The 395-nt window shown below is 40.3% G+C and carries 1 protein-coding gene; it reads right to left on the reverse strand.

From position 1 onward, the window contains the following. Window positions 1-313 (reverse strand): hypothetical protein (locus PUR26_RS34450; RefSeq protein ID WP_329867994.1); only part of this gene is annotated, 313 nt, incomplete at its 3' end. Window positions 314-395 lie beyond the last annotated feature (82 nt).

Raw genomic sequence — 395 nt, forward strand, 5'->3', positions numbered from 1 at the left:
CGGGGGGGGGGGGGGGTGCGACCCACACCCCCCACCCCACCAAAACACACCCAACCAAACACCCCACACCCCACCCCCCACACCACACCACCCACCACACCCACCCCACACACACAAAAAAAAACCCAACACAAACAACAAAAAAAAAACCAACAAAAAAAAAACAAAAAAAAACCACAAAAAAAAAAACAAAAAAAAAAACACAAAAAAACAACACAAAAAACAAAAAAAAAAAAAAAAAAAAAAACAAAACAACAACAAAAAAAAAAAAAAACAAACAAAAAAAAAACAAAAACCCAACAGCCCCCCCCAACCCCCCCACATACTAAAAAACAACCCCCAACAACAAAACCCACACACCCCCCCCACAAAAAAAAACAAACAAAAAACGAACC

Origin of the sequence: Streptomyces sp. SP18CS02, from assembly GCF_036322365.1 — a bacterium.
Classification (GTDB): Bacteria; Actinomycetota; Actinomycetes; order Streptomycetales; family Streptomycetaceae; genus Streptomyces.